The 20,722-nt window shown below is 44.3% G+C and carries 18 protein-coding genes; 6 read left to right on the top strand and 12 right to left on the bottom strand.

Annotated elements, in window-relative coordinates; genetic code table 11:
* Positions 1–21 precede the first annotated feature (21 nt).
* The 6 genes from murG to HCZ91_RS01490 form a co-directional block, all read right to left on the bottom strand.
* Positions 22–1,107: an undecaprenyldiphospho-muramoylpentapeptide beta-N-acetylglucosaminyltransferase gene (gene murG / locus HCZ91_RS01515; RefSeq protein WP_179797596.1), complete on the bottom strand. Its 1,086-nt coding sequence runs from the start codon at positions 1,105–1,107 to the stop codon at positions 22–24.
* Between the two features lie 296 nt (positions 1,108–1,403).
* Positions 1,404–2,375 (bottom strand): glutathione synthase, encoded by a 972-nt coding sequence (gene gshB, locus HCZ91_RS01510; protein ID WP_179797594.1) that lies wholly within the window; start codon positions 2,373–2,375, stop codon positions 1,404–1,406.
* Positions 2,376–2,440: 65 nt separating this feature from the next.
* Positions 2,441–3,154, bottom strand: a complete 714-nt coding sequence (gene pyrE, locus HCZ91_RS01505; protein WP_165597670.1) for an orotate phosphoribosyltransferase — start codon at positions 3,152–3,154, stop codon at positions 2,441–2,443.
* 62 nt (positions 3,155–3,216) lie between these two features.
* Positions 3,217–4,254, bottom strand: coding sequence for a hypothetical protein (locus tag HCZ91_RS01500; protein WP_179797592.1), 1,038 nt, complete (start codon positions 4,252–4,254; stop codon positions 3,217–3,219).
* 80 nt (positions 4,255–4,334) lie between these two features.
* Complete coding sequence (locus tag HCZ91_RS01495; protein WP_179797590.1) at positions 4,335–5,174, bottom strand: SDR family oxidoreductase; 840 nt, start codon at positions 5,172–5,174, stop codon at positions 4,335–4,337.
* Between the two features lie 125 nt (positions 5,175–5,299).
* Positions 5,300–7,462: a DUF4105 domain-containing protein gene (locus HCZ91_RS01490; RefSeq protein ID WP_179797588.1), complete on the bottom strand. Its 2,163-nt coding sequence runs from the start codon at positions 7,460–7,462 to the stop codon at positions 5,300–5,302.
* Between the two features lie 190 nt (positions 7,463–7,652).
* On the opposite strand from HCZ91_RS01490, the gene ampD reads away from it, so the two are divergent.
* The 4 genes from ampD to HCZ91_RS01470 all read left to right on the top strand — a co-directional run bounded on the left by ampD (position 7,653) and on the right by HCZ91_RS01470 (position 11,223).
* Positions 7,653–8,234 (top strand): 1,6-anhydro-N-acetylmuramyl-L-alanine amidase AmpD, encoded by a 582-nt coding sequence (ampD, locus tag HCZ91_RS01485; RefSeq protein ID WP_257019948.1) that lies wholly within the window; start codon positions 7,653–7,655, stop codon positions 8,232–8,234.
* A gap of 24 nt (positions 8,235–8,258) precedes the next feature.
* On the top strand, positions 8,259–8,777 hold the full coding sequence (locus tag HCZ91_RS01480) for a hypothetical protein (protein WP_179797584.1): 519 nt from the start codon (positions 8,259–8,261) through the stop codon (positions 8,775–8,777).
* Positions 8,778–8,919: 142 nt separating this feature from the next.
* Positions 8,920–10,470, top strand: coding sequence for a murein biosynthesis integral membrane protein MurJ (gene murJ, locus HCZ91_RS01475; protein WP_102092753.1), 1,551 nt, complete (start codon positions 8,920–8,922; stop codon positions 10,468–10,470).
* Positions 10,471–10,599: 129 nt separating this feature from the next.
* Positions 10,600–11,223 carry a hypothetical protein gene (locus HCZ91_RS01470; protein ID WP_179797582.1) on the top strand — a complete coding sequence of 208 codons (624 nt, stop codon included), beginning with the start codon at positions 10,600–10,602 and terminating at the stop codon, positions 11,221–11,223.
* An 11-nt stretch (positions 11,224–11,234) separates the two neighbouring features.
* Here the strand turns inward: HCZ91_RS01470 and HCZ91_RS01465 are convergent, their stop codons facing one another.
* The gene (locus HCZ91_RS01465; RefSeq protein WP_179797580.1) at positions 11,235–11,855 is read right to left on the bottom strand and encodes a GNAT family N-acetyltransferase; all 621 of its coding nucleotides are present in this window, start codon (positions 11,853–11,855) and stop codon (positions 11,235–11,237) included.
* A 203-nt stretch (positions 11,856–12,058) separates the two neighbouring features.
* Between HCZ91_RS01465 and ribF the strand changes: the two genes are divergently transcribed.
* Entirely contained in the window at positions 12,059–13,141 is a 1,083-nt protein-coding gene (gene ribF, locus HCZ91_RS01460) for a riboflavin biosynthesis protein RibF (protein ID WP_179797578.1), read from the top strand.
* A gap of 77 nt (positions 13,142–13,218) precedes the next feature.
* Here ribF and HCZ91_RS01455 read toward each other — a convergent pair whose 3' ends face one another.
* From HCZ91_RS01455 to HCZ91_RS01440, 4 genes are all read right to left on the bottom strand, one after another.
* The gene (locus HCZ91_RS01455) at positions 13,219–13,458 is read right to left on the bottom strand and encodes a DUF2789 domain-containing protein (protein ID WP_165597274.1); all 240 of its coding nucleotides are present in this window, start codon (positions 13,456–13,458) and stop codon (positions 13,219–13,221) included.
* Between the two features lie 295 nt (positions 13,459–13,753).
* Positions 13,754–14,737, bottom strand: coding sequence for a malate dehydrogenase (locus HCZ91_RS01450; protein ID WP_101205831.1), 984 nt, complete (start codon positions 14,735–14,737; stop codon positions 13,754–13,756).
* A gap of 376 nt (positions 14,738–15,113) precedes the next feature.
* A complete protein-coding gene (locus HCZ91_RS01445) occupies positions 15,114–15,794 on the bottom strand; it encodes a hypothetical protein (protein WP_257019933.1) in 681 nt (226 codons plus the stop codon).
* Positions 15,795–16,289: 495 nt separating this feature from the next.
* The gene (locus HCZ91_RS01440) at positions 16,290–18,422 is read right to left on the bottom strand and encodes a lytic transglycosylase domain-containing protein (protein WP_179797573.1); all 2,133 of its coding nucleotides are present in this window, start codon (positions 18,420–18,422) and stop codon (positions 16,290–16,292) included.
* A gap of 347 nt (positions 18,423–18,769) precedes the next feature.
* On the opposite strand from HCZ91_RS01440, the gene miaB reads away from it, so the two are divergent.
* The gene (gene miaB, locus HCZ91_RS01435; protein ID WP_160022363.1) at positions 18,770–20,263 is read left to right on the top strand and encodes a tRNA (N6-isopentenyl adenosine(37)-C2)-methylthiotransferase MiaB; all 1,494 of its coding nucleotides are present in this window, start codon (positions 18,770–18,772) and stop codon (positions 20,261–20,263) included.
* A 99-nt stretch (positions 20,264–20,362) separates the two neighbouring features.
* Here miaB and HCZ91_RS01430 read toward each other — a convergent pair whose 3' ends face one another.
* A complete protein-coding gene (locus tag HCZ91_RS01430) occupies positions 20,363–20,599 on the bottom strand; it encodes a hypothetical protein (protein ID WP_102092747.1) in 237 nt (78 codons plus the stop codon).
* Between the last annotated feature and the right edge of the window lie 123 nt (positions 20,600–20,722).

Raw genomic sequence — 20,722 nt, 5'->3', positions numbered from 1 at the left:
ATAAGGGGTATAGATGACAGACTATAGCGCTTGCCAAATGATGTCAGCAACTTGCTTACTCGCACTACGGTTGGCCAACGCATGGCCTTTTTTTGCCATTGCCAAGCACTTCTCTCGATTGAGTACGCCAAGCTCGTCACTTAGACTTTTGGCAGTTAGCTCTGACTGCGGTAATAGAATTGCCGCATCATGCGAGGTCAACGTGCGTGCATTAGCCGTCTGATGGTCATCTACTGCATGCGGTAGCGGTACAAAAATAGCGGCGATGCCGACGTTTTGAATCTCGGTCACGGTCAACGCACCTGCGCGGCAAACGATGATGTCTGCCCAGTTATAAGCTGCAGCCATATCATCAATAAAAGGCTGTACAGTAAACTGATGGTTGTTTAGGTCTTGTGCGCTATAAGCTGCTTGCGTGGCTGCTTCATTGTTGCGTCCGCACTGGTGTAGGACTTCAAGTGGCTGATCTAGTAATGCTAACGCTTTTGGTACTGTATCATTTAATACCTGAGCGCCAAGTGAACCGCCGACTACCAACAGTTTAAGCGGTGAACTGTCATTTACGTCGTAGCGTACCGTTGGCTCTGCAACACCAGTAATGGCGTTACGCACAGGATTGCCCACTGTCTCAAGCTTGGCATCTTGCTGACTATTGGCAAAGGTGTTCTCAAACGCTTGTAATGTTTTGGTCGACAGTTTAGATAGGTAGCGGTTGCTCATGCCAGCGATGGCATTTTGCTCATGGATGATCAAAGGCGTATTAGTCATACGCGCAGCGATACCGCCAGGTGCAGTGACATAACCACCGAACCCAACGACCACATCGATCTGATTACTACGAATCACTTTTACGGCTGCCATCGTCGCGGATAGCAGAGTCATTGGGAGCTTTAATAGTCGACCAACGCCTTTGCCACGAAGCCCTTGCATATTAATAGCATGAAAAGGATAACCTGTCGGCTCAACCAAACCGTTTTCCATACCGTTTGGCGTTCCCAACCAATGAATTACCGCACCGCGCTGGGTCAGCTCGTCGCTCACGGCAAGCGCTGGAAAAACATGCCCGCCCGTACCAGCTGCCATCATCAATATATGCGGTGTTTTCATGAACGCCTGCCTATCTTTACTTTATTTATATGAAGGGTTTATCTCACTACTGCGGTAGCAATTATGAAAAATAACGACCTAGCCAAAGCCCGCATAGTATAGAGGAAATCATTGTCTTATATACAGTACTTTATGCAGCAAAAATAACAAAAATCCAAGCCATGATCGGTCATAGCTTGGCGTCGTGTAATGCTAATAAACGGTAAGGAAAATTAATGACTAACAATACCTCAAAATACGGGTTTTACGTAGTCAGAATACTCCTTAACTCAAAACTTTCCTGAACATAGCGAAAGCTACGCAGTAAATTTATTTTCAATCGCCATGATAAAGTCGGTTGCGATATCTGTACCGCATTGGTCATCAATCTCACGTACGCATGTTGGGCTAGTGACGTTAATCTCAGTGATACGCCCACCGATCAAGTCTAGACCAACGAACATTAGGCCTTTTTCTTTGACGATTGGTGCCACAACTTCTGCTACTTGACGTTCAATATCAGTCAATGGCATGGCAACACCGCTACCACCAGCTGCTAGATTACCACGGGTCTCGCCTTTGGTTGGAATACGAGCCAAACTATAATCTACCACGACTCCATCGACGATTAATACGCGCTTGTCGCCCTCTTTGATTTCTGGCAAATAACGCTGCGCCATAATGGGCAAAGTCTCAAGCTCAGTCAGTATCTCTAACGTCACTCCAATGTTTGGGCTATCAGCAGTCAAACGGAAGATACCAGTGCCGCCCATACCATCTAGTGGCTTGACGATGACGTCCTGCTGTTCAGCGATAAACTTACGAATGTGTGCTTGTTTGCTAGTCACAATCGTTGGGCTCATATAATCGCTAAACCACGTCGCAAATAATTTCTCATTGCAGTCGCGAATCGCTTGTGGATCATTGACCACGAGCACGCCTGCTGCTTTGGCATGGTCAAGCATATAAGTGGCATAAATAAAGCGCATATCAAACGGCGGATCTTTGCGCATCAAAATCACGTCATAGTTGCCGACTGGCCCTGTGCTTTTATCACCCAATGTATAGAAATCTGCAGGATCACGCTTTACTGTCAGTGGCTGCGTATCAACCATCAACTGACCACGGTCCAACCACAGGTCATGAATCTGACAATAACCGAGCTGATGGCCACGGTCTTGAGCGGCCCACATCATAGCAAGACTGGTGTCTTTTTTATAATTGACCCGCTCGATAGGATCCATAATAACGAGTATTTTTAGCGACTTTTCTTGTTTTTGTTGGCTCATGATAAAACTCACTTACGTTATATTATTAATATGAAACACACCTACTAAACAACATCAGTGCCCAACTATACGCCGTACTGCTCACGGTAGTGTTGCATTTTGGCTAACTGGGTCGCGTCTTTATGCTGGCCGTTTCGTGCACCATGGTCATCGGCCAAATAACTGATCAAATCATCAATATCGACCAATGCACGTACGGGCACTTCTAGTGTCGCGGCAAGCTCTTGAATAGCAGAGTGATCTGCTTGACCTTTTTCTTTACGATCAAGTGCGACGAGAATACCAGCAACGCTTGCGCCTGCTTGCTCTAAAATATCGACCACTTCGCGCATGGCTGTACCCGCTGTGATGACATCGTCGAGCACCCAAACGGCCTTGCCAGTTACGTCAGCACCGACCAAATTGCCGCCTTCGCCGTGAGTTTTAGCTTCTTTACGGTTATAGCCCCATTTGGCATTGATGCCATGATGTAGCCATAACGCTTGCGCCGTCGCTGCGACAAAAGGAATGCCTTTATAAGCCGCACCAAAGATAACCAGTTCTTGCTCATTATCGCCATTATTTGCACTTATTTGTTCAGCTAAGGCATCTGCATAGCCGCGTGCTAGCAGTGACAACATCTCACCAGTCGCAAGCAAGCCTGCATTAAAAAAGTACGGACTGATACGACCAGACTTTAGGACAAACTCACCGAACTTGAGCACTTGGTTGTCGAGAGCCAGTTGAATAAATTGATGAGATGAAAATGTAGGGTCTTGAGGGCGTGTTACATGAGACATTATGACATTCCTATCAGCAAAAAGAGGGGGCAAAAAATTTGCATTATTGTACGCATTATTGATCAGCTTGACCAACCATTGATCTCATAATCCTGCATATTGGCATAGCGAGTCAGCAAACCACTACGCGACGAGATATTAAAATAGCTCTGTCCATCTGCTCGGACTTGTATCTCCCAGCCCAAATGATAAGCGGCAACAATAATATGGCCAGCAAACAGTCGAATCTGACGATATGCATGGCGCTGTGACGGCTCACAAACGATCTGACTGAGCAAATAGCTACGCACATGCTGGCAGATTTCTGCGGCGCTATAAATATGATTGATACTCTTACGGGTACTACATTGCTTTAGCGCATGGACAGCCACGCTACATGCCATAATATCCGTGGCCAAACTACCCTCGCCTGTTTCAAACTGCTGCGGCTGTAGTATCACTTGCCAATCATCGGCATACAGACTGTTGAGTAGCTCATCAGGATTATAGCGTTTGGTCAATGCGCGCATAGATAATAATGCAGAATTTTGAGCCTTGCTGTCATTGTTTGAATCGTTGTTTGAATCGTTATCTGATTCAGTCACTGTAGAGTTATCAATAGGCAAAAACCCATAACGGTTCAGTTTTGGATAAGCGCCTATCGCCTGTTGAATATCCGACATGTCTAATAATGTCATATCTGATAATGTCGATATTAACGGCTGCTCACTATGATTCTGATAAAAGCTATCCGGCAATTCGATAAGCTGTGCCGCATTCAGAAATGATAAATACTCAGCCAGCGCTTCTGAGGCTATCAGCGACCATTTCGATAAGCTGTCTGCATTGGGATGATAGAACCGCGTAGAGTTACCATAAAGCCTGCGCAGTTGACCATTTAGGCGACGAGCAGGCTCAGGTATATCACTTAATGGTCTGGCAGGATCAAGAGGAGATTGTTTGGGATCAAAGTTAGGATGTACGATCGCAGGCTGCTGTGAATCAGCTAGCATAGACGATTGACCAGCCTTTTTTTGGACGTGACCTTCTGCCAGCTGCCCGCCCTCTGTTGCCAGATTAGCATGAGACAAACGGTCATCAGAAGTAGAAGGCTGGGACATGAAATCTCCATAGACTATAAAATAAATAAGAACGATTACACCAAGGGCTATTTTACTCTTTAGGGCTTAACTCTAAGGGCTTACTCTTGATAATTTAAAATATCGCGGTAGCCTGTCTGCCAATCAGCATAATCAAGCCAAGCTAACGGAATGTTGCTGTGCAAGCGTTTTCCTGTCACTGAGGTTTTTGTATTATCAGTAGTAGGAGGTGTCTCGCCAACCTGTTCACTAAGCCAAACCCCTAGCTCAAACGTAGTAACAGGTCGATAGTCCGTCGCTAGATAGACAGACTTTGGTGTTTCTATCGTCAACACTTTGGCGATGATATTGACCAAGTCGCGATCCATGATGCGGTTGCTCCAATGCTCAGCTGGCACTGGATCTTTATTTGGCTCACGAGCCTTACGTAGTCGCATTAAGCGCTCGCGACCGTAGATACCACTGGGGCGAATAATAATGGCTTTATCACCAAAACCTTGTTGCAGCGCTTGTTCTGCTTGCAATATGACCTTTGACGCAGCGCGCGCTGGCGTAACAGGTGCAGTATGCTCATCAATCCACTCACCATTATCCTGACCATAGATACCAGTAGAAGAAATAAATACCACACGCTCAAGTTTAATAAGCTGTGGAGCAAGCGTTGCCAAATGCTGACTAATCGCTAGATAACTGTCGTGATAGCCGCTGGTCGAATACTCGTCAGGGGTGACGATAATTGCAATATGAGTAAACGCTTGCAGTTGCTCAGCCATCAAAGTCAACGCATCAGCCTGCAAAAAATCTGCACTATCTACCAAATCATAATGGCGGCGCTCACTACGAGCCAGCCCAGTCACACAATAGCCATCTTGGGCAAGTTTATTGGTCACTGGCAGGCCGATATCACCTTGACCAATAATTAGTAAATTTTGCGTACTCATAAAGCATGTTTTCCTTTATACAACTTCCTTGATACAACCATTACAGCACTTAGAAGCCATCTTGTTTAAATTAATGTCTAAATTAATGTCTAAATTAATGTCTAAATTAATGTCTAAATCAGTGACTAAAAATACCGTCTGTACGATAGCTGTATATCATCGTTGGCATCGATACGTTCTTGCCATTCGTAATTTGCATTGATACGTAATGCTTGTTTTTTATCAATATCGTATTGCAGCCCTAAGCTTGAGATTGGTTGCCAATAATGGCCACGGACGTTGGATTCATCGCTGCTGCCATGATACCAATATGGCAATTGCAATTCAGCTTGCGCGCGTAACTGATTGTTAATCTGATAACGGCAACCAGCATTGATACCTGCGCCTAGACGAAAGCCTTTATTGATACCGCGTCCTACTTGTCCTGTACCTGCCAAAAACGTATAGCACAGTTGCGGCGGCATCTCACCAGTACCTGCGGCTGGTGTACCAAATGCCCATGACCAGCCTTTCTCGTAACCTACGCTACCGACCAAATGATCCGTACCTGCCTCTTGCGATCCATCGTTTACTCGCGTCGCCTCGATACTAGCGCCCCAAGTATTGCCTTTTTTGGCAGCATTGACAGGGTTAAAAGAGCGGCCACGAATCAAAGTGACATTTTGCAAAACCACACTATCTGGCTGATTGGGCTTATTATCACCTGTGTCATACAGTCGTAATGTCGCAGCCAGCCCTTCTAAGTTAAAAAACTGTGGATACCCTGAGGCGTGGTCAAGCGTATCATGAAACCCCGCTCGAAACCCAATATCCATATAGTCATCGTCGCCACGCTGCCCTATACCTATCGTGCCCAACTGTAGCGGATGCCTGTCTATTGGATTATTATCCGATACGTCGATTTGACTCTTGAGTAGTGTTTGCCCATCATCTGACATGCTCGATACAGGGTTAAGCTGCGCAGACTTGATCTCATTCACGGTTTGTTTGGCACTATTATGATAGCCCAACTGCGCGCGCTGTTGTTTTTTCTCATTGAGCTGATTTTGACGTAAGGTATTATCAGCAGGTGTATAAGTGGTACTTGCCAGTAACTGCTCATCATTTAATAGTTGAATCACATCAGAAGGCACGACTGCATAAGACAATTGGCTCAGTAAGTTTTGCTGCGGACGGACCACATCAATAAGACGTAGAATCTCAGAAGCACAATTGTCCGTGGTAAAGTAATACGGCATTTTTAACGCTTTGGTTTCCCAAACGTGGCGCATAATCTGCTGAACTTCCGCTGGCGTCAGACTCAACTGATATGTCCACGTATCACGTTCATCATCTTGCAGGTATTTCGCTAGCATCTCTGGATATGGGTCAATTTCGATAGCGCTGTTGTAGCTGCCAATCATTGACTTGGTAGCATAGACTGGAAAACTGTCGTTTGGATCACCGTCTACCGTGTAGTTCAGCGCATAAGCCTTATCGATTTGGTTTGGATCGGCGATGCTTGCTTTTGAGTCAATGCGTAACAGCGTATGAGCAAATGCAGAGAGCGGATTATCCAAATACTCCTGCGCAAACATGATAGATAGCTGCTCAGGTGCAATGGTCTGCATCCATTCATCCAGCTCTGGACAGTCAGCAGATAGACTTGCAGCATCGATCGCTAGCACCTTTGCTAACCACGCCACTCGCGCTGGAAAACGACATAAGACAGAATTATTATTGGTATTAGTTTTGGCTTGGTCGTTATCAGTCGCTGATGATGACACCAACTCTTGGGCAAGTGCCACAAGCATTGCATCTAACTCTGCACCTGAATCTCGTTGACCATTTTTGCTTAGAAAAAAGCTCGGATCATCAACCAAACTCTCGGTTTTCTTTTTACCCAATACGCTGTTTTTATTATCGTAAAAATACAACAAGCGTCGCCATGTTGTATGCTGTGCCAACTTGTCTGTTTTTACTTGCTGACGCCATGTTGATAGCAACTGTTCTGTCGCTAAGCTTGATTCAGATAAAATACTCTTTTGAATGTTAGGTTCAGCACTACTGATGCTACCCGACTCAGATAATGCATCTGAATTAGAATAAGCAGGTGCTGTGCTAGTAGGTGCTAAGCTAGATGCGTCAGGTGACAATGCATCTGATTCAAGGACAGACAGCGGCGTTGGTAAAAATGCCTGTGTTTGAGCTGAGAGTAGCAGCCCTGCTATAGCCAATGGCAGACGTGCTCGCAGGCCAATGGTCATTAGCGTACAATCGATAGGTATGGACGTCAGTTTTATAGACATGAGGTAGAATCTCGCACGTTATTATTCATACGCTATCAGCGTTATTAAAGTTTCTGGGTCAAAAAATCAAACGCATCGCCCACTATCATTTAGCTACTTAGATAGATTGTTTATCACACCATTATCAATACTAGTATAAAAAGAGAGCATTATGCCCGTATTATCACCAAACTCATCACCTACGTCGCCAATGTCCATCAAAGATGGTCTACTTTCGGCAGCCACTTGGTTGGCTTCACCTAATTATAATGTAAGGCCAAAAGGTTTAAGTATTGACGCAATCGTCGTACACAATATCAGCCTACCACCGAATGAATTTGGTGCCTGCGACACTAATGGTACGCATTACGTGAAAGCATTGTTCACTAATCAATTAGACTGGGATACTCATCCTTACTTTCAAACAATTAAAGGCGCGGAAGTATCAGCGCATTTATTTATCGAACGTGATGGCGCTATCACTCAGTTCGTCAATTTCAACGAACGGGCGTGGCATGCCGGGCGGTCTAGCTACTTGGGTCGACCTGAATGTAATGATTATAGCATTGGCATCGAGCTTGAAGGGTCGGATTTTGTGTCCTTCACCTCTGCTCAATATGAGCAGCTAGCCGACGTAATTGCCGCTATTTATAAGGCCTACCCCAAAACACGTCGCCACTTGACAGGCCATAGCGATATCGCGCCTGGGCGTAAAACTGACCCTGGTGATTATTTTGAATGGGCAAGGTTGCGTGAGAGTATCTCGAACTTATTAAAGCAGGAAGTGGTCTAATATGAATTACTGTCTGGAGAATTTATGACTTGGATTGAGGTAGTTGATTCAGCAGTTAAGATTGGCTTGGGTGCACTTATAACAGGCATTATTACTTTTGTTCTGTCTACAACTCAACATCGTAACGATCAAAAGAAAGCTAAAGTTGCACGTGAATTTGAGATGCTAAAAGAAGTCGCAGAAAAAGTAGAAACTTTCAATAACGTTGCTTTAAGGTATTGGTCACTATATTCTGATTGGCGTAGAAGGTTAATACTAGATAGCTCTGTTCCCAAATCAAACATTTTATTAGATGCTCAACATGATCTATTCAATAGCTTTAGTGAATTGACTACAGCAGAATCCTTATTATTGCTATTTGGTTATAGCGAAGCTTCAGTTTCACTAAGATTATATGGTGAAACAGTGATAGCCTTCAGAAAAAGAGTAGCATCTTTAGATATGCCTTTTGATGAAAATGACGCAGCTAGCTATAGAGAATCTATGATTGATAAGCGGGCTCAGTTATTTCAAATACTAAACGAAATTTATAAAACGATCTAAGGTAAGAAGTCTCAGTTTTCCACATATCATATTCCACACTCAATCCATTTATCTCAATGGTGAAAGTGATATAATTCGTCAGTTTTTTATCCATATCACATCAGCACATAACTCAATATACAACTTGGCAAGATAGGTTCACATGGCAAAAAGTCGGTTATTTCGTTCAACCATGGTGGTCAGTAGTATGACCATGTTATCGCGTATTTTAGGTTTGGTACGTGATGTTGTATTGCTAGGGGTTTTTGGTGCAGGTGGTTTGATGGATGCCTTTTTGGTCGCCTTCAAAATCCCAAACTTCTTACGACGACTGTTTGCAGAAGGTGCGTTTAGCCAAGCTTTCGTGCCAGTACTGTCTGAATACAAAGAAAAGTACAGCTTACAACAAGTGCAGATCTTGGTCAGTCGTACCTCGGGCGCATTGTTACTAGTGCTATCAATGCTGACAGTGGTGGTCATCTTAATCGCACCTTGGGTGGTGACATTGTTTGCCCCTGGATTTGCCGATCAACCCAACAAGTTTGCCATTACCGCTGAGTTGCTACGTCTTACCTTTCCGTATCTGCTATTCATTTCTATGACAGCCTTTGCGAGTGGCATTCTACAAAGCTACGGTCGTTTTGCAGCACCGGCGTTTGCGCCCGTGTTATTGAACCTGTGTATGATTGGTGGGGCACTGATTTTTGCGCCGATGTTTGATACGCCTATTATGGCCCTTGGCTATGCCGTTGCTATCGCAGGTTTGCTACAGTTCTTAATTCAACTGCCCCAGCTCTGGCAACAAAAGCTGCTTGTCGCGCCAAAGATTGATTTTCAGCACGAAGGCGTTCGTCGAATTTTAAAACTGATGCTACCTGCTATCTTTGGTGTCTCTGTCACTCAGATTAATTTACTATTGAACACTATCTTTGCCTCGTTAATGATTGGCGGTTCCGTCTCTTGGCTCTATGCAGCTGAACGTATGAGCGAGCTACCATTGGGTCTGATTGGTGTGGCGATCGGTACTGTTATATTACCAAGCCTATCAAAAAGCGAAGCTCAAAAAGACGATGTCAGTTTCAAAAAGACCATCGACTGGGCAGCACGTCTTATCATCTTGGTCGGGGTCCCCGCCTCAGCTGCCCTATTTGTACTGGCAGATGTATTGATGCAAGCACTATTTTTACGCGGTGAGTTTACCTTACGTGACGCCCAGATGAGCTCGCTGGCCCTACGTAGTATGGCAGGTGGTATCTTAGGATTTATGCTTATTAAGATCTTTGCCCCTGCATTTTTTGCGCGTCAAGACACCAGAACTCCTGTCAAAATCGGTATCATCTCTGTCATCGCTAATATGATTTTTAGTGTTATTTTTATCGGGATATTCTATTTCTTAGAGATACCACTACATGGTGGTCTAGCTTTGGCTACGACTGGCGCTGCTTTTGTAAACGCAGGCCTGCTATATTACTTCTTACATAAGCGTGATATTTTCCGTTTCGGTCCGCATTGGAAAAAGCTGTTTACGCAGTTTGTTATCTCGACTGGCTCTATGATTGGCGTGCTTTATTTTATGCTACCTTATTTTCCTACCGATGAAGCTCAGTGGCAACGTATCGTCGCGCTGATTATTATGTGTGCCGTCGGAGCGCTGGTTTACGGTGTGGTATTGCTAGCGACTGGTTTCCGTCCGCGTCAGCTAAAGCACGGTTAGGATAAAGTATAAGCAAACTCATTACGGGCTTACGAAACCAAAACAAGCCTGTTATGAGAAATGACAATGCGTGCTGCTAATAATTGTCATAATAGATCATTAATGAATACATGACATTTGAGGTTTGATATGACAACGAAACAGCCAATCTTTCAGCGCTTACCAATTCTGCTAGCAACTGGTGTACTAAGCACTGGACTCCTTATTAGCGGTTGTAGCAATAATGAGTCGGCTGAAACTGCTACCGATAATGAAGATGTGGCAGCGACTGTTGATACCTCAGAAGACCTCACATTAGACAATGATACAACTGACCAAGCAATGACCGATGACAGTGCTAGCGAAACAGGCGAAATGACAGATAGCGATGAAGATAAGACAGCGATTGAGAGTGACAATATTAATCCAGTCACTGATGCGACCGAACAAAAAAGCCTAGTGACCAACCCAACTCAAGCCGGTACGCCAGAGGATACTGTCAAGCAAGCACTAAACAGCTTATATTACGGTGATGTGAAGGATGCGGCGTCATATTACCAAGTCGATATGGCAAACTTCGAAGAAGAGCTTGCCAACACCCAGTCTGCGTTTCAGCAAACGGTGGATGGCGTTACGATTACTGATACCAAATATAATGATGATAAAACTCGTGCCACCATCACTGGCGAGCTGATGCTAAAAGGACAGAGCGAACCTGCACCACTGACCTACCAGCTACAGAAGATAGAAGGTCAATGGAAGATTTTAGGTTAGAGCGTTTTAAGTTAAATTGTTTCAGGTGCTTTATCTAAAATATCGTCTGACGTGACTGCTTTGCCAAGCATCACAACATCAGCGATAAACCCTTCCATATCGCAAACTTCGGGCATATAACCCCATTGCTCAAAGCCAAGCTTACGAAATAATCCTAAGCTTGGATGGTTATGAGCAAAGACAAGGGCGATGATATTTCGAATACCTAGGCTTGGTGCTTGCGTCAACATCCAACGGGTCAGCAAACTGCCTAATCCTTTACCCTGATAATCTTGATTTAGATAGATGCTAATCTCGGTACTGATGTGATAGGCCGTACGTGCGTACAAATCGCTAAAGCTGCCCCATGCGACTATCGGTGCCTTTGTTTGATCTACATCATCTGATGATAGTGCTTTGACTACATATATCGGTCTGGTTGCGCTATCCAAATGCTCTTCAAACCAAGCGGCACGCTCCTCTAGCGTAACCAATGCAAGATTGGCTGTTGCTTGTTTGCCCGGTATGCTTTGATTATAAATGGCTAAGACTTCTGCTAAATCTTCTTTACTTGCACGCTGCACAACGAACTGATCGGTAAGCTGATATGTCGATAGGTCGGTTGGTATGGTATTCAAGGCAGCAGCAGACATAAGATCTCCATCGTTGTCGGGATTGTTGTTAGCATTATTGGCAATAAAGAATAGCTACCCTACGTGCCATACTTGCATTACACGTAGACTATAGGATGTTAGTGTGGCTATTTTACTTTATAATGGCTGGTTTTAGACACATCAATTTTAAGCATAGATGTGTTTTTTCGTTTTTTATTTGGTCTCATCATAGCTGAAAACTTATGAAAACCTATTTTCTTGAGCAACTGATTTCGTCGCCACATTCTTCATCTACGGACACTGTCCCAGTAGAGTTGGCATCTTGCGTGCTCACTATCGGCAATTTCGACGGTGTGCACCTTGGTCACCAAGCCATGCTAGCCCAAGTTCGTGAGATTGTACATACCCAAAATTTGGGTGCGGCGGTCATGATATTTGAGCCGCAGCCACGCGAGTTTTTTGCACCTGCTAAAGCGCCTGCGCGCCTGACCAATCTGGCAGAGAAGCAAGCACTGCTGGCAGAATATGGTGTTGAAACATTGATCGTAGCAGGTTTTGATACAGAATTTCGCTCGCTATCAGCACAAGCATTTGCCGATATATTAGCCAAGCGTTTGAACGTAAAAGCGTTGGTGCTGGGCGATGACTTTCGCTTCGGCCATGACCGTACTGGCGACAGTCAGTTTTTGCGTGATTATGGTTTGGATGTGACTAACCTGCATACGGTCACTGATGGTCATACTAATAACGATCGCATTGATAGCGGCAGTATCGATATTATCGATAACGACGCTGCACGTATCAGCTCTACTCGCGTTCGTGATTTATTATTGGCAGGCGACATTCAAGCGGCAAACAGGTTACTTGGTCGTGACTATGCCATCACAGGAACCGTCGTCCGTGGCGATCAGATAGGTCGTACTATGAACTTCCCTACCGCCAATATCGATTTGCAGCGTATAAAGCCTGCCCTGTATGGTATTTTTGCAGTCGATGTGGTGAGCTTAGATGATAATGGTAATGTGATCGCTAATGGCTTGACTACGCTTGCCTCCGATGGTCATACAGGTGTTGCCGGATTGCGTCCGCATAGTTTGTTTGGCACGGCTAATATTGGCAAAAGACCTTCTGTTGATAAAGGTGATGACTGGCGACTAGAAGTCCACTTTCCGCAGTTGCAAGCTGATTTGTACGGACTGAATTTACACGTACGTTTCCTACACTTTTTGCACGGTGAGCGTCGCTATGATGGAATAGAAGCATTAAAAGCGGGTATTCATCAAGACGTTGCAGATCTACTTGAGTGGCGCGAAAAGCAAATTTGATTTTTAGTGTTACTCCAGACATAAAAAACCCCGCGATATTCAGACTATTGCGGGGTTTTTTATCTCTTGATAAACTTTTATGCATCAGGATGTAAACGGACATTTAGCTCATCGATGGTTTCTACCCATGCGGCATCTTTTTGCCATTCTTCTTGCAGGAACATACGCTGATTATCCGTCCAAATGCTAGCCTCTGTCAGTTTTTCTTCGCTAGCTAGTTGGTTTGCTGCGATAAAATCATCAATTGCTTCATCAGAGCTATCTAGACCTAACTGAGCAAATAACTCATTCATACTATATTCTGGTTCACCCAACATAACTTTCTCCTTAAATGGTACGAATATGGTCGTACTTATTGTTTAATGTGCTTATTATTCAAATTGACATATTCATTGTAGCAAGCTTTATTTTAATAGCTGTTAATCAACGTTTATCTAACGTTATCAATTGTATTAACGGTAAATCGCTTTTATCCATTTAAGATAGTGACATAGATTATTTTCGCTTACCCATTCCTTATAGACATAAAAAAAGCCCTCACATTCCAGAGGGCTTTTTTATACTACTTATCTTTACCACTTAAATCATAGCTTACTGGATAGCAGCTTAGATTTACGGTAGTAAATGTGCTACTGCATCACGCTCTTCACTAAGCTCTTGCTCAGTGGCAGCCATTTTCTCTTTCGAGAAATCTGATGATACATCAACGCCGTCTACGATAGACCAGTCGCCGTTAGTGCATGTGCATGGGAATGAGTAGATCAAACCTTCAGCAATACCGTATTCGCCGTTTGAGTAAACGCCCATAGATACCCAATCATTCTCATCAGTACCTAGTGCCCACGTACGCATATGTGCGATAGCAGCGTTGGCAGCAGAAGCGGCAGATGATGCACCGCGAGCTTTAATGATTGCAGCACCACGCTGTTGTACTTCTGGGATATAAGTTGCTTCGTACCATTCGCGATCAACTAAATCTAAAGCAGGCTTGCCGTTTACCGTACAAGCAGTTAGATCTGGATACTGAGTTGACGAATGGTTGCCCCAGATGATCATTTTTTTCACGTCATTTACAGTGCTGTCAGTCTTACCAGCTAACTGCGCCATAGCACGGTTGTGGTCTAGACGAGTCATTGCAGTGAAGTTGCGTGGATCAAGATCTGGCGCATTGCGCTGAGCGATAAGTGCGTTGGTGTTGGCAGGGTTACCGACTACCAATACTTTTACATCACGGCTAGCGACTTCGTTCAATGCTTTACCTTGTGCTGAGAAAATCGCAGCGTTGGCTTCTAGCAAATCTTTACGCTCCATACCTGGGCCACGAGGACGTGCACCAACCAGTAAAGCATAATCGATATCTTTGAATGCGACATTAGCATCGTCAGTTTGGACGATACCAGCCAACAATGGGAATGCACAGTCTTCTAGTTCCATGACCACACCCTTTAGGGCGTCAAGAGCTGGCGTAATTTCAAGTAATTGCAAAATAACTGGCTGATCTTTACCTAGCATCTCGCCAGATGCAATACGAAATAGCATCGCGTAGCTGATATTACCAGCGGCACCAGTGACGGCAACACGTAAAGGCTGTTTCATTGACATTGAATACTCCCTAATTAATTATTAGATAATTCTAATGAACGATTATCATTTTAGATATCGACTTGTTTGCCGCATAGCAGCATGTATAAACCGAGAGCTAGTGTAGCACTTCATCGCAGTGACCGTCTAGATACAGTCATAGACCCGTCAGGGATTATATTGTTACATTTTATACGAGAGGTTTCTTTTAGAAGCTAAGCGCTTACGAATAAAGCGCTAGAGGGTTTCAGTACATGATAACTAAAGCATATTTTCACTGTGTTATACGTAGATATAATGGTCAAAATAGGCAATGTGCACCATCAAATTCGATTAAGTGAAATGAAAAACGGTATCGAAAAGGAAGTTTAAGCAGGTAACTAAGTAAAGACTATCGTCCACCTGAAATGATAAATTTACTGCCACAGCTGTCTACAACATCATGACAAGTCCCAAAATCACTACCCTCATAACACACATGTATATCAGTGAGTATCGATTGGCGACGGCTGCCTTCTTGACAGATGAGGTCCACACTATTTGAAGACATACCACTATTGAGACGGGTCATTTGACTGATAAATCGAGATTTTGAAACGGTATAACTATTACCCGTATTTAACTCGTTCGGTAATTTCAATCCGCCTGCATAATTGGTAATTTGGCGGAAGTAACTGCTGGCGCTAAGCGGACTACAAGCTCCATAACGTTGCCACGTTTGGCTACGTACCGTTGTGTCAGGCATGATACGGTTGACGACTTTTAGTTGTAGCGGGGTAAGGCGTGGCTCACTACCACGACCGCAGCGTTCGCCATATCCTATATCTAGACCAGATACGGTTAACGAGTACCCTTCTAAACACTGACGCATACGTGCCCGCGTTGGCTGCATATTACATAATGCTGGGGTCATCTCAATCATCAATACACGCTGACCCGTCTTAACCGTGCTAGCCGCCTGTGCTGGCAGCAATACAACGCCTTGTATAAGCAGTAAAGCGCCAAAGCTCATCGTCGCTTTGATACTGTCTACACAATGTCTACTAGCCAACCCTGCACGCAATTGCACCATAGAATTAGCAGCCTTGTTGCTTGTGTTTGTATCTGTCTTTGTATTTGCCTTCGATAAAAAGCATATCCGATTAGATAACGAATATTTGGTTTTTGGCGACGTAGACAGACTAAAATATTTTTTGATCATAGGACTGAAGGCAGTTAGTTAGCAATGATAAGACATAGGCTATAACTTAAATCATTAGACGCGATACATAAAACACGCATTGACCTAAGAACAAGACTGAAAAATAGGGTTTCCCATTAAGGCAATGGTAACAAAACGTTTTTTTTAATCTATAGCAAAAACGTAAACGTTGACGACATCGTCAGGAATCTCGATAAATGTTGATAAAGTACTGAAGGATAACGGCTGTGAAGTTTATCTTAGCCAGATGAGTGTTACTTGGGCAAATCAGAGTTGATCAATTGACAATTAGCAAAGCAAATCAGCAGATAAAAATAAACCACTAACAATAAATCATTAGTGGTTTATGAAATGCAAGTTCAGTGATTAAAATCCAGCTGGCACCGTACCCATACGCTGACTAATCGGCTGACCACGACCCAACAGACTGCTATAGATAGTGGCGTTTTCCATTACATGTTTGACATAATTACGTGTCTCAGGAAATGCGATTGACTCGACATACTGATCTGCGGCCAGCGAACCATAAACTGGTTGCCAGCGTTTGGCATTATTGGGACCAGCGTTATAGCCTGCAGTTGCTAATACTGGTTGATAGTTGAGCTTACCCAAGATATCACCCATATACCATGTGCCATAGCGGATATTGGTATCACCGCTGTTGGCACGGCTCGCACTATACGTCTCGCCTAGGTTACGAGCGATATATTTTGCGGTATCAGGCATAACTTGCATCAGTCCGCTCGCGCCTACGTTTGAGCGCGCAGAAGATACGAAACGGCTTTCTTGACGCATAATACCGTACGCCCATGCTGGATCAATACCTGCTGACTCACTATAACGTACGACTGCGCTTTGATGCGGCATCGGATGCGAAAGTGCTAAGCTATCCACTCTATCAGTATTATCAACTGCATAAATCGCTCGATCGAGCCAGCCCATATCATAGGCTTGACGAGCAGCGGCAATAATTAAATTGTCATCACGATTATCACGAGCTTGCTTCACTGCCCAGTTCCACTCGCGGTTGGCATAAGCACGACTAGCCTCAGAGTTGTACAATGCAAACGCACGAGCAAAGTTAGCATCTTGCATGACGCGTGCGCGGTCAGCAGTACTGACATTAGGCAAATTACTACCGCCTAGACTGCTAGCATCAAAACGCTGCCCTATTTTGTCTTTTGCCATCAGGCCATAGTAGTCATTACTTTTTGCTAAGTTCTGATACATTTTTTTAGACGTATTGCGCTTGCTACTATCGCTTGACTGCTCATACGCACGAGCTAGCCAATACTGCCACTGGGCTTCTTTTTGCGTTTCGCCATCCATTTTTGAGATAGCTTCTACCACATCATCCCAACGACCGAAGCGAATCGCTGCCATAGCATAATCTTCAGCTTCTTCAAAATTAAAGTCATTATCTAAACTGTTGCGGAACCAATCCACTGCTTCAGCGTTAAAGCCATCGTCAGTGTTGTGGTTCATACGCTGTACGCCAAGCGTACGATAAGCATAGCGTCGGGTTTCATCATTCAACAATCTGACCGCGCGCTGATTGTCTTGTTTGATATCAAAATCTAACTGTAACGCCGCCTCACGATAAGACTTGTCAGCCATACGGCCAATTGCGTACATATATAGGTATTGATTGGTTTGGCTTGCAGGCTCACGACCAAAACGGCTAAAGAAAGAAGACGGATTTAGCTGAATTTCACTGAGCGCCGAATAAGCAATTGGCGTACCAAGGCGTGATGATAATGCCATAATATCACCGGTCTTGCCTTTACGTAGCATACGTTTCAGACGAGCCGCACGATCTTGATTACTAATCAGCGCGTTGTTGTTCATCTCCATCGCTAGCTGATCGCACAGTGCTGGCTGCTTTTTGGTGGTTAGCCAAACATCAGATTTGGCTGCCATAGCACGCATAGTATCACCGCCATTATTAAACCCAAGCGCAACGGCACAGCGTTCACTGGCATCAGCATTGGTAATCAAATTGGCTACCTGTCTAACCGAGGCATAATCATTCGATCCTGCTTTAGTCTCCGCAAAATCAGCCACTAATTTCTCAGCCATAACCGTGTCTGGATATTGGCGCACAAACTGCGAGACCGCCGCTGAACTCTGTGAATTGAGATCTAGATTCATGCGCCAATAGGTCGGATACATCGCAAACAAGCCGCCGCTCATGACTTGCTCATAGTTATAGAGCGCACTCACATCACCACGGTCTGCGGCGATAGCAGCTGCCATAAATGAGTCGATACTGCTGTCCTGCTGATAATCTTGTTGATAGTTACTTTCTTGTTGATAGCTTTCCTCATCGCCCCACGTCAATTCGGCACAAGCGACCTGTGACACACCAAGTGCACTTACCGCTGTTGCCACGCTCAACGCGCTCAACCGTAGCGTACCTACTGTGATTCGCTTTGACGCGTGTTTTTGACTGATAGACTCTTCATCCTTGATGCTATGCGCAACACGCAACTTTGTCATACTGACTCTCTTTATGATATCTCTACAAATATGTGAATAACGGTTCGCTAAGTACCGCCAAGGGTATAGCAATCATCATACTATACTCATTGTGCTTTCAACTATCTCCTTTACCTTTTGTTAATAAATAGGACAGCACGGTGTAACATAGAAGTGATAATGAGCCGCAGTTTTTATGAATAGTAATACGAACGACAGTAAATAATTGATACTGCTATGAATTATTTATCATATTGAGGACCTATCGCTCGTGCTAATTTTTCACATTGGCACAGGGTTGTGATAAAATACGCCACCTGTTAATCGGCTACTCCGCTATATTTTTGGTCAATCATGGACTTATCCTTATGAGTGTTACTGTATTCAATCCCCGCATCGATGACGATGCTGTTGCTGAGACGACTGTCACCGCACGTGCTGTCACTGCACTCAAAGAAGCAAGTTCAGCCCAAGCGCCTGTCGAAAAAGCAGCGACAAAAAAGGTCTTTGTCACGACCCAAGGTTGTCAGATGAATGTCTATGACTCTGGCAAAATGCTAGACGTGCTCGGCGATTCGCATGGTATGGAAGTCACTCATGATATCGATGAGGCCGATGTACTACTGATGAATACCTGCTCTATCCGCGAAAAAGCGCAAGAAAAAGTCTTTTCGGAATTGGGCCGCTGGCGCAAACTAAAAGAAAAACGCCCTGACCTTGTCATTGGCGTTGGTGGCTGCGTCGCTTCACAAGAAGGCGATAATATTCAAAAGCGTGCGCCTTATGTCGATATGGTATTTGGCCCGCAAACCTTGCATCGCCTGCCAGAACTATATGACCAATCAAATGAGCAACGTGAAATCGCACCTAAAAATCGTATTGGTACGATTGATGTGTCATTCCCTAGCATTGAGAAGTTTGACTTTTTGCCAGAGCCAAGAGTAGAAGGCTACAAAGCCTTTGTCTCTATTATGGAAGGTTGCTCAAAGTATTGCTCATTCTGCGTGGTGCCTTATACACGCGGTGAAGAATTATCGCGTCCACTTGATGACGTATTGGCTGAGATTGATAGCCTTGCCGCTCAAGGTATCCGTGAAATCAACCTATTGGGTCAAAACGTCAATGGCTATCGCGGCGAAAAAGACGATGGCAGTATTTGCCGTTTCGCTGAGCTATTGCACTATGTCTCGCATGTCGATGGTGTCGAGCGTATTCGCTATACGACCAGCCATCCGCTAGAGTTCACTGATGATATCATTGATGCCTATGCACAATTGCCGGAGCTAGTATCACACTTACATCTACCGGTTCAGAGTGGCTCAAATGCTATCTTGGCAGCGATGAAGCGTAACCATACAATCGACGTTTATATTAATCAGATTAATAAGCTAAAGGCCATTCGTCCAGACATTCACTTATCGAGCGACTTTATTATTGGCTTCCCTGGTGAAACTGATCAAGACTTCCAAGATACCTTAAACTTGGCAAAAGAGTTGAACTTCGATCACTCTTACAGCTTTATCTACTCTAAACGTCCAGGCACGCCAGCCGCTGAGTTGCCAGATGATGTGAGCTTCACCACCAAGAAAGCTCGCTTGGCTGAATTTCAGAAAGTCATCATTGACTCGACACTTGCCAAAACGCATGAGATGGTCGGTACCACGACTCGCGTCTTGGTTGAACAAGTTGCCAACCGTCATCCTGATTGCTTAATCGGTACAGCAGATAACACTCGTACCGTTATGTTCCCTCATGATGTTGAGAAAATGGATGAGCTGTTGGGTAAACTTGTGAGCGTACGTATTACTGATTTCGTTAGCCCGCACATGGTGAAGGGTGAGCTAATCGAAGTATTGGCATAACCGTTACAACATAGTTACGAATAAATAAGAAAAGGCCATTCACTATTATAGTGAATGGCCTTTTTTGTCGTTTAAATTTAATATTAGAACGAATGCTCGCTATTCTGAGAGCCAGTCTGTCTGCCGTAGCTGCTGCTTAGTTTCGCGGCGGCGTTTTTTTCGGACGATATCGATATCTTCTTTTTCATGAATACCACCTTTTCTTAATAGTGGATCCAGTGCCAAGTAGTTGCGCGGCTTGACTGTGCCTAGCGAGTGTTGCACACCTGTCTCAGCTTGCTGCTCTAACTGTCGTTCAATCTGTTTGGCCTTTTTTAAGGTTTGTTTTAAGCTCATATTGTTACCTATATTTTTAACAACTCTAAATCTGTTTTATATGTTCGAGTGACAGCATAGTGGGATCACGACTAGGAAATCGAGCGCAAATAGTACACTTCGTACATTTAGCTCGATTGACAC

The organism is Psychrobacter sp. BI730, from assembly GCF_013414195.1.
Lineage (GTDB): Bacteria > Pseudomonadota > Gammaproteobacteria > Pseudomonadales > Moraxellaceae > Psychrobacter.
The sequence above is the reverse complement of the archived record's forward strand: the minus strand, read 5'-3'. Positions and strand labels throughout refer to the sequence as shown.

Bases quoted from the DNA above. Each gene is read 5' to 3' on its own strand.
- HCZ91_RS01480 (WP_179797584.1), top strand. From the start codon at position 8,259: ATGACTTGGATTGAGGTAGTTGATTCAGCAGTTAAGATTGGCTTGGGT.
- HCZ91_RS01440 (WP_179797573.1), bottom strand. From the start codon at position 18,422: ATGACAAAGTTGCGTGTTGCGCATAGCATCAAGGATGAAGAGTCTATC.
- HCZ91_RS01465 (WP_179797580.1), bottom strand. From the start codon at position 11,855: ATGTCTGCTGCTGCCTTGAATACCATACCAACCGACCTATCGACATAT.
- HCZ91_RS01470 (WP_179797582.1), top strand. From the start codon at position 10,600: ATGACAACGAAACAGCCAATCTTTCAGCGCTTACCAATTCTGCTAGCA.
- HCZ91_RS01450 (WP_101205831.1), bottom strand. From the start codon at position 14,737: ATGAAACAGCCTTTACGTGTTGCCGTCACTGGTGCCGCTGGTAATATC.
- HCZ91_RS01495 (WP_179797590.1), bottom strand. From the start codon at position 5,174: ATGAGTACGCAAAATTTACTAATTATTGGTCAAGGTGATATCGGCCTG.
- HCZ91_RS01430 (WP_102092747.1), bottom strand. From the start codon at position 20,599: ATGAGCTTAAAACAAACCTTAAAAAAGGCCAAACAGATTGAACGACAG.
- murJ (WP_102092753.1), top strand. From the start codon at position 8,920: ATGGCAAAAAGTCGGTTATTTCGTTCAACCATGGTGGTCAGTAGTATG.
- gshB (WP_179797594.1), bottom strand. From the start codon at position 2,375: ATGAGCCAACAAAAACAAGAAAAGTCGCTAAAAATACTCGTTATTATG.
- pyrE (WP_165597670.1), bottom strand. From the start codon at position 3,154: ATGTCTCATGTAACACGCCCTCAAGACCCTACATTTTCATCTCATCAA.
- HCZ91_RS01445 (WP_257019933.1), bottom strand. From the start codon at position 15,794: ATGGTGCAATTGCGTGCAGGGTTGGCTAGTAGACATTGTGTAGACAGT.
- HCZ91_RS01455 (WP_165597274.1), bottom strand. From the start codon at position 13,458: ATGTTGGGTGAACCAGAATATAGTATGAATGAGTTATTTGCTCAGTTA.
- ribF (WP_179797578.1), top strand. From the start codon at position 12,059: ATGAAAACCTATTTTCTTGAGCAACTGATTTCGTCGCCACATTCTTCA.
- miaB (WP_160022363.1), top strand. From the start codon at position 18,770: ATGAGTGTTACTGTATTCAATCCCCGCATCGATGACGATGCTGTTGCT.
- HCZ91_RS01490 (WP_179797588.1), bottom strand. From the start codon at position 7,462: ATGTCTATAAAACTGACGTCCATACCTATCGATTGTACGCTAATGACC.
- murG (WP_179797596.1), bottom strand. From the start codon at position 1,107: ATGAAAACACCGCATATATTGATGATGGCAGCTGGTACGGGCGGGCAT.
- ampD (WP_257019948.1), top strand. From the start codon at position 7,653: ATGTCCATCAAAGATGGTCTACTTTCGGCAGCCACTTGGTTGGCTTCA.
- HCZ91_RS01500 (WP_179797592.1), bottom strand. From the start codon at position 4,254: ATGTCCCAGCCTTCTACTTCTGATGACCGTTTGTCTCATGCTAATCTG.